This window comes from Sphingomonas sp., assembly GCF_042096255.1.
Classification (GTDB): Bacteria; Pseudomonadota; Alphaproteobacteria; order Sphingomonadales; family Sphingomonadaceae; genus Sphingomonas.
The window spans coordinates 45,524-53,311 of sequence record NZ_JBELLZ010000014.1; the positions used below are offsets into that span (position 1 = coordinate 45,524).

Here is a 7,788-nt window from a genome sequence, read left to right on the forward strand (position 1 = left end):
AGATGCTCACTTGAACCGCCCACCGCTCTCGGCGGCGCTCTTCAGGCTCTCGGCGACCTTGAAGCCGTGCTTCTCCAGTCCCTCGACAACCTTGGGCAGCCCCTCGGTCTGCGCCCAGAACATCGGGCCGCCGCGATAGACCGGCCAGCCGTAGCCGTAGATCCACACCACATCCACGTCGGACGCGCGCTGCGCCTTGCCTTCCTCCAGGATCAGCGCCCCTTCATTGACCATGGTGTAGAGCGTGCGCTCGATGATCTCCTGGTCGCTGATCTCGCGCTTGGGCAGGTTGGACTTGGAGCGGAAGTCCTCGATGATCTCCGCGGCGCGCGGGGAGGGTGTCGGATTCCGCTTCTCGTCATAGTCGTAATAGCCCGCGCCCTTTTTCTGGCCCCAGCGGCCCTCGGCGGCGAGCGCGTCGCGAATGCTCTCGATACGGCTGGGATCGCGGTGCCAGCCGATGTCGACGCCGGCGAGATCGGCCATCTGGAACGGCCCCATCGGCATGCCGAAATCGACGTGCACCTTGTCGATCTGCTGCGGGGTGGCGCCTTCCATCAGCAGCTTGTTCGCCTCGATCTGGCGCGGCGCGAGCATGCGGTTGCCGATGAAGCCGTGGCACACGCCCGCGACCACCGCGACCTTGCGGATCTTCTTGGCGAGCGCCATCACGGTCGCAAGCACGTCGCCGGCGGTTTTCTCGCCGCGGACCACCTCCAGCAGTTTCATCACGTTGGCGGGGGAGAAGAAGTGCATGCCCACCACGTCCTCGGGCCGCTTGGTCACCGCGGCGATCTCGTCGACATTGAGGTAGGAGGTGTTGGTGGCGAGGATCGCGCCGGGCTTCGCGATGGCGTCGAGCTTGGTGAAGATCTCCTTCTTCACCTCCATATTCTCGTACACCGCCTCGATGATCAGGTCACAATCGGCGAGATCGTCGAGGCTGAGGGTGGGGGTGAGCAGGCCCATCGCCTTGTCCGGCGCGTCGGGCTTGATCCGGCCCTTGGCGGCGCTCGCCTCGTAATTCTTCCGCATCACGCCGGTGCCGCGGTCGAGCGCCTCCTGCTGCATCTCGACGATCGTCACCGGCACGCCGGCGGACAGAAAGTTCATGCTGATCCCGCCGCCCATCGTGCCGGCGCCGATCACGCCGACCCGGTTGATCGGGCGCAGCGGGGTCTTCGGATCGACGTCGTCGATCTTGGCGGCCTGGCGCTCGGCGAAGAAGATGTGGCGCTGCGCGGCGGACTGCGTGCCGGTCATCAGCTTCATGAACTGCTCGCGCTCGAACTTCATGCCTTCGTCGAACGACTTCTCGCTGGCAGCGACGACGCAGGCGATATTGGCGGCGGGCGCATCGAAGCCGCGGAACTTCTTGGCGTTGGCCTTCTTGAACGCCTCCACCGCCTCGGGATCGGGCGCCACGCTCTTGTCGCGGACACGCGGGATCGGGCGCTTGCCGGCGATCTCACGCGCGAAGGCGATCGCGTCGGCCTCAAGCGTATCCTCCCCAACCACCTTGTCGACCAGCCCGATCTCGGCCGCCTTCTTCGCCGGGATCGGATCGCCATGGGCGACCATCTCCAGCGCCGCCTTGACGCCGACGATGCGCGGCAACCGCTGCGTGCCGCCCGCGCCCGGCAGCAGCCCGAGCTTGACCTCCGGCAGCCCCATCACGGCCGATGGCACCGCTACGCGATAATGGCAGGCGAGCGCGACCTCGCAGCCGCCGCCCAGCGCGGTGCCGTGGATCGCGGCGACGATCGGCTTGTCGCTGGCATCCATCATGTTGATGACTTCGTGCAGGGATGCGCCTTTGGGCGGCTTGCCGAACTCGGTGATGTCGGCACCTGCGAAGAAGGTCTTGCCGTCGCAGCGGATCACCATGGCGGTGATCGCGGCATCGGCGACGCCTTGCTTGACGCCCGCCTCCAGTCCGTCGCGGACGGCGGCGCCCAGCGCGTTCACCGGTGGCGAATCGGAGATGATGACGAGGATGTCGCCGTGACGTTCGGTGCGGACGGGGGAAGTCATGTTTCTCTCCAAGGTCAGTTGAGCGCCGCGTAGATCATGGTCTTGAGCTCGCGACGGATGGGATAGATCATGCTGGGCGAGAGCTGGGTCATGAACACCATGTGCACGCGCTCGACCGGGTCGACGAAGAAGGCGGTATTGAACATGCCGCCCCAGTAGAACTCGCCCACGCTGCCCGGCATCATCGAACGCGCGACGTCAATCGTCACCGCGAAGCCCAAGCCGAAGCCGGTGCCGGCATTCTGCGCCTCGCTGAACAGCGACTTGGACATGGAGGTCAGGTCGGCACCGCCGGGCAGGTGGTTCTGCGTCATCAAGTCGATCGTCTTGCGGCCGAGGATGCGCGCGCCGTCCAGCTCGCCCCCGTTCAGCAGCATGCAGCAGAACCGGTGATAGTCGAGCGCGGTGGAAACGAGCCCGCCGCCACCCGATACCAACTTGAACGGTACCGACCACATCGATTCGGCGCCGCGATCGAACATCACCTTGTGGGTCGGTGCACGGACCGGATCGGGCAGGGTGTAGCAGTCGGTCAGCCGGTCCAACTTGTCGGCGGGCACGGTGAAGAAGGTGTCGTGCATCTTCAGTGGCTCGAAGATGCGGGCGCGGAAGAAGTCCTCCAGCCTCATCCCCGAAACGCGCTGGACGACGGCCCCGAGCACGTCGGTGGCGACGGAATAATTCCAGCTCGTTCCCGGTGAATATTCCAGCGGCAGCTCAGCCAGAGCGGCGATGAAACTGTCCAAGTCATGGCCGCCGTGCCAATTCTCCAGCTTCAGCTCGCGATGCGCCGCGTCGATGTTGCTGCGGTTCTGGAAGCCGTAAGTGAGGCCGGCGGTGTGGCGCAGCAGGTCCACCATGCGCATCGGCTGATCGGTATGGCGCGTCTGGAACGGCACGCCCGCGCCCCCGCCGGCATAGACGCCGGTGCGCTTGAATTCGGGCAGGACGTGGTGGACCGGCGTGTCGAGCGCGACCTTCGCCTCCTCCACCAGCATCATGAACGCGACCGAGGTGACCGGCTTGGTCATGCTGGCGATACGGAACAGCGAGCCCTCGTCGATCGCAATCCCACCCTCGCGGGCTGGGCCCTGCGAGGAGAAATGCACGATCTCACCCGCGCGCGCCACGAGCAGCTGCGCGTTGGCGAAACCGCCGGTGTCGAGATAGCGCGCCTTCAGCAACGCGTCGATCGCGGCGAGTCGCTCGGGCGCGAACCCGTGCTTGCCGGGCGCTGCGATCTTCATCTCCCCTCCATACCCTCGTTTCGAAACGCCTCCTGTCTATTGCCTTGAGCGCTGCGCAAATCAACACTAACCTCCGTGCCGACATACCGATTGAGGTGGAGGGTGCGCGTGTCGGGAGAGAGTGCGACGGCATGGCCGGCGATGACGCTACGGCAAGCGGAGGCGCTTTTGACCGCGCCGGGCCAGCGATTCGAGATGGAGACGATCACAATCCGGGGCGTGCCTACGCGGGTATGGAAGAATGCACCTCGGCACATGGCGGCCCTGGTGATGCTGTCCCATGCCCATGGTGCCCGCCTGGCAACCATCCACGAGGACGAGCGGGTCAGTTACGCTGCCCAGTTCAAGGCGATCGCAGCCTTGGCCCAGGCGTTGCGCGACCGCGGCGTGGCAAAAGGTGACCGGGTCGCCATCGCGATGCGCAACCTGCCCGACTGGCCGGTCGCCTTCTTCGCCGCGACGGTGATCGGCGCGATCGCGGTTCCGCTCAATGCGTGGTGGACGGGCGAGGAGCTCGCTTATGGCCTCGCCGATTCGGGAGCCAAGGTGCTGATCTGCGATGACGAGCGCTGGGAGCGGGTGGAGTCCCGGCGTGCCGATCTGCCCGGTCTTGCCCGCGTGATCGTGTCGCGCGCCGTTCGTCCGCTGCCCGCCGAGGTCGAGCGGTTGGAGACCCTGATCGGCACGCCTCATGACTGGCCAGGGTTGCCGGAGCGTGTGCTGCCCGTTGCGGATATCGAGCCTGACGATGAGGCCACTATCCTTTATACCAGCGGTACCACCGGCCGCCCAAAGGGCGCACTCGGCACCCATCGCAACTTCATGAGCAACATCCTGTCGAGCGGCTATTCCGCGGCTCGCATGTTCCTGCGCGCCGGCCAGCCGGTGCCCGAACCGGTGCAGAAGGTGAGCCTGACCGTGATCCCGCTGTTCCACGCCACCGCGCTCTCGGCGGGGCTGATGGGCGCTATGGCGGCGGGTCACACCAGCATCTACATGCGCAAGTTCGACGCGATCCGCGCGTTCGAGATCATCGAGCGTGAGAAGGTCAACTCCACCGGCGGGGTGCCGACGATCGCCTGGCAGATGCTCGAGCACCCCGACCGTCACAAATACGATCTCTCCAGCTTGGAATCGGTGGGCTATGGCGGCGCTCCATCCGCGCCTGAACTTGTTCGCAAGGTGGCGGGCGACCTTAAGGCGATACCGACGAACGGCTGGGGCATGACCGAGACCACGGCGACCGTCACCACGCACGGCGGCGAAGACTATCTCAACCGACCGGATAGCTGCGGCCCCCCGGTCGCCGTGGCTGACCTGCGCATCATGTCTGCGGATGGCACGCACGAGCTGCCGGTGGGGGATGTGGGCGAGCTTTGGGCACGCGGCCCGATGATCGTGAAGGGGTATTGGAACAAGCCGGAGGCGACCGCCGCCACCTTCATAGACGGCTGGGTGCGCACCGGCGATCTCGCGCGGCTGGACGAGGAAGGCTTCTGCTACATCGTCGATCGCGCCAAGGACATGATCATCCGCGGTGGCGAGAACATCTACTCGACCGAGGTGGAGAACGTACTCTACGCGCATCCTGCGGTCACGGATTGCGCGCTGATCGGACTCCCGCACCGCATCCTCGGCGAGGAGCCGGCCGCGGTGGTCCATCTCGCGCCGGCGTCGAGCGCCAACGAGGCGGAGCTCCAGTCCTGGGTCCGCCAGCACCTTGCCGCATTCAAGGTACCGGTGGCGGTTCGGTTCCTTGCTGAGCCGCTGCCGCGCAACGCCAACGGCAAGATCCTGAAGCGCGAGCTGACTGCCCTGTTCGACGACAGGCTGGCTGCGTAGCGAGGCGTTGCGAGCGGCCGGGCGGCGCGTGGACAGGGACGGGGAGGGTGGTTAACGGGTCGTCGCCGATGGAGGTGTCGATGCGTTTTTCCCCCCTCGCGGCGGTGCCGCTTGCCGCGTTCCTGGTCGCCGCCGACGATCCCACGCCGCGCTTCGGCCCGCGACTGGAAGGCTTCACCTACCCGTGGAAGGTGGAGACGATGCCGCTCACGATCGTCGGCAAGCCGGCGGAGATGGCGTACATGGATCTTGCAGCCGAGCGACCCAACGGTCGCACCGTTGTCCTGCTGCACGGCAAGAACTTCTGCGGGGCCACTTGGGAAAGCAGCGCACGGGCGCTGCTCAAGGCGGGATATCGCGTGATCGTTCCGGACCAACTCGGCTTCTGCAAGTCCTCCAAACCGGAAGGCGCGCAATATAGCCTGCAACTGCTCGCCTCCAGCACCCGCAAGCTACTGGCGGCGCGCGGCATTCCCCGGGCCTCCGTCGTCGGCCATTCGATGGGCGGCATGCTCGCGATCCGGTACGCGATCATGTTCCCCGACGTGGTCGACCGGCTGGTGCTGGTGAACCCGATCGGGCTGCGCGACCGGTCCGAGGACGGGGTGCCCTATATCGATGTCGAGGCCCTATGGGCAGGGGAGAAGAAGACCAGCTACGCTTCCATCAAAGCGTATCAGCAAGAGAACTACTATCACGGCACCTGGCGTCCTGCCTATGATCGCTGGGTGTGGATGCTGGCGGGGATGTATGCCGGCAAGGGCCGTGAGCAGGTGGCGCTGGCCCAAGCCAAGACCAGCGAGATGATCCGCACGCAGCCGGTCGCGCGCGAGTTCGACCGGGTCAAGGTCCCGACGACGATGATCGTCGGTACGCTCGACAAGACCGCCTTCGGGCGGCAGCAGGCGCCGGCCAACCTGCGTGCCTTCCTCCAGGCGGTGCCCAGCCTGGCGCCCGAGGCGGTCCGGCGCATGCCCAACGCCAACCTCGTCCGGCTGGAAGGACTGGGCCACTCGCCGCACGTCGAGGCACCTGATCGGTTCGAGCCGGTGCTGCTCCAGGCGCTGGCGGGGCAGGGCGAGCGCCGCTAGCGCCCGGCATTGACCCGCGAACGGTGCGGGCGTATAGGCGCGCCCGTTCTGCCGGATGTCCCGGCGAACAGCTTGAACATTGCTGGATTGCATGAGGGCCCGGGAGGTCGAAAGGCCGCCCAAGGTCCTTTTCGTATTCCAAGTTCATGGCACCAGCAAAGTAACCTAGGAAGGTGAAGGGCTTCATGCCGACGATCAACCAGCTGGTCCGCAAGGGCCGCGAACCGCAGAAGGCCAAGTCGAAGGTCCCTGCGATGGAGCAGAACCCGCAGAAGCGCGGCGTCTGCACCCGTGTCTACACCACGACCCCGAAGAAGCCGAACTCGGCGCTGCGCAAGGTGGCCAAGGTCCGCCTGACCAACCAGCGCGAGGTCATCAGCTACATCCCGGGCGAAGGGCACAACCTGCAGGAGCACTCGGTGGTCCTCATCCGCGGCGGCCGCGTGCGTGACCTTCCGGGTGTGCGCTATCACGTGCTGCGCGGCGTGCTCGACACCCAGGGTGTCAAGAACCGCAAGCAGTCGCGGTCCAAGTACGGCGCGAAGCGGCCCAAGTAAGCCGCATCCCCGTACCCATCAGCTGATTGAAAGGTATTCCACATGGCGCGTCGTCGTCGTCCCGAGAAGCGGGAAATCCTGCCGGACCCGAAGTTCGGTGATATCGTTCTCTCCAAGTTCATGAATTCGGTGATGCTGGACGGCAAGAAGTCCGTCGCCGAGGGCATCGTCTATTCCGCGATGGAGACCGTTGAGACTCGGGCCAAGAAGGACCCGATCGGCGTGTTCCACGACGCGCTGAACAACATCAAGCCGGGCATCGAGGTCCGCAGCCGCCGCGTTGGCGGTGCGACCTACCAGGTTCCGGTCGAGGTTCGTCCGGAGCGTGCGCAGGCGCTGGCGATCCGTTGGTTGATCTCCGCGGCGCGGTCGCGTTCGGAGAACACCATGTCGGCGCGCCTGTCGGGCGAGCTGCTCGACGCTTCGAACAACCGCGGCAACGCGGTGAAGAAGCGCGAGGACACGCACCGCATGGCCGAAGCCAACCGCGCCTTCTCGCATTACCGCTGGTAGTCGCTATATAGCGGTTCAGGAGGCACCGGCATGGCGACGCAGATTCCACCGGGCGAACTCGATCTTCAAGAGCAAATTGCGCGAATTCGCAAAACGCAGGAGGAGGTCGACAAGTTCGCCGCGGAAACGCGGAAGATCGTCGCCGACATGATCAAGGCCCAGGCCGAGACCAAGATCCTGCCGCTTGCCGCTGTTTTTCAGGCCATGCTGGCGACCGCCGCGCTGCTCGGCGCGGGCGCGGCGATCGCCAAGCTCTTCTTCCCCTGAGCGGGGCTTCGGCCTCCTCCGCAACCAGCTTCACACGAAGGACCACGATCATGGCCCGCAGCCACCCGCTCGAGCTCTACCGCAACATCGGCATCATGGCGCATATCGACGCCGGCAAGACGACGACAACCGAGCGCATCCTCTATTACACCGGCAAGTCCTACAAGATCGGCGAGGTCCATGAGGGCACCGCGACGATGGACTGGATGGAGCAGGAGCAGGAGCGCGGCATCACGA

Annotated in this window: 8 protein-coding genes; 6 read left to right on the forward strand and 2 right to left on the reverse strand. The window is 65.7% G+C overall.

The features are described 5' to 3' along the window. Nucleotides 1-6: 6 nt before the first annotated feature. Both ACFDTH_RS04720 and ACFDTH_RS04725 read right to left on the reverse strand, forming a co-directional pair. Nucleotides 7-2,034, reverse strand: coding sequence for a 3-hydroxyacyl-CoA dehydrogenase NAD-binding domain-containing protein (locus tag ACFDTH_RS04720; protein WP_375286353.1), 2,028 nt, complete (start codon nt 2,032-2,034; stop codon nt 7-9). Between the two features lie 14 nt (nt 2,035-2,048). Beyond that, entirely contained in the window at nt 2,049-3,281 is a 1,233-nt protein-coding gene (locus tag ACFDTH_RS04725; protein ID WP_375286354.1) for a serine hydrolase domain-containing protein, read from the reverse strand. Between the two features lie 141 nt (nt 3,282-3,422). On the opposite strand from ACFDTH_RS04725, the gene ACFDTH_RS04730 reads away from it, so the two are divergent. From ACFDTH_RS04730 to ACFDTH_RS04755, 6 genes are all read left to right on the forward strand, one after another. After that, nucleotides 3,423-5,123 (forward strand): class I adenylate-forming enzyme family protein, encoded by a 1,701-nt coding sequence (locus tag ACFDTH_RS04730; RefSeq protein WP_375286361.1) that lies wholly within the window; start codon nt 3,423-3,425, stop codon nt 5,121-5,123. An 80-nt stretch (nt 5,124-5,203) separates the two neighbouring features. Then, a complete protein-coding gene (locus tag ACFDTH_RS04735) occupies nt 5,204-6,214 on the forward strand; it encodes an alpha/beta fold hydrolase (RefSeq protein WP_375286355.1) in 1,011 nt (336 codons plus the stop codon). A 185-nt stretch (nt 6,215-6,399) separates the two neighbouring features. After that, nucleotides 6,400-6,771, forward strand: coding sequence for a 30S ribosomal protein S12 (gene rpsL, locus ACFDTH_RS04740; protein ID WP_093665944.1), 372 nt, complete (start codon nt 6,400-6,402; stop codon nt 6,769-6,771). A 42-nt stretch (nt 6,772-6,813) separates the two neighbouring features. Then, nucleotides 6,814-7,284, forward strand: a complete 471-nt coding sequence (gene rpsG / locus ACFDTH_RS04745; protein ID WP_375286356.1) for a 30S ribosomal protein S7 — start codon at nt 6,814-6,816, stop codon at nt 7,282-7,284. Between the two features lie 30 nt (nt 7,285-7,314). Further along, on the forward strand, nt 7,315-7,551 hold the full coding sequence (locus ACFDTH_RS04750; RefSeq protein WP_375286358.1) for a hypothetical protein: 237 nt from the start codon (nt 7,315-7,317) through the stop codon (nt 7,549-7,551). A 50-nt stretch (nt 7,552-7,601) separates the two neighbouring features. Continuing rightward, on the forward strand, nt 7,602-7,788 hold a 187-nt coding region (locus ACFDTH_RS04755; protein WP_375286359.1), incomplete at its 3' end, for a GTP-binding protein.

Excerpts from the sequence above, each read along its gene's own strand:
- ACFDTH_RS04720 (WP_375286353.1), bottom strand. The coding sequence starts at position 2,034 with ATGACTTCCCCCGTCCGCACCGAACGTCACGGCGACATCCTCGTCATC.
- ACFDTH_RS04725 (WP_375286354.1), bottom strand. The coding sequence starts at position 3,281 with ATGAAGATCGCAGCGCCCGGCAAGCACGGGTTCGCGCCCGAGCGACTC.
- rpsL (WP_093665944.1), top strand. The coding sequence starts at position 6,400 with ATGCCGACGATCAACCAGCTGGTCCGCAAGGGCCGCGAACCGCAGAAG.
- ACFDTH_RS04730 (WP_375286361.1), top strand. The coding sequence starts at position 3,423 with ATGACGCTACGGCAAGCGGAGGCGCTTTTGACCGCGCCGGGCCAGCGA.
- ACFDTH_RS04750 (WP_375286358.1), top strand. The coding sequence starts at position 7,315 with ATGGCGACGCAGATTCCACCGGGCGAACTCGATCTTCAAGAGCAAATT.
- ACFDTH_RS04735 (WP_375286355.1), top strand. The coding sequence starts at position 5,204 with ATGCGTTTTTCCCCCCTCGCGGCGGTGCCGCTTGCCGCGTTCCTGGTC.
- rpsG (WP_375286356.1), top strand. The coding sequence starts at position 6,814 with ATGGCGCGTCGTCGTCGTCCCGAGAAGCGGGAAATCCTGCCGGACCCG.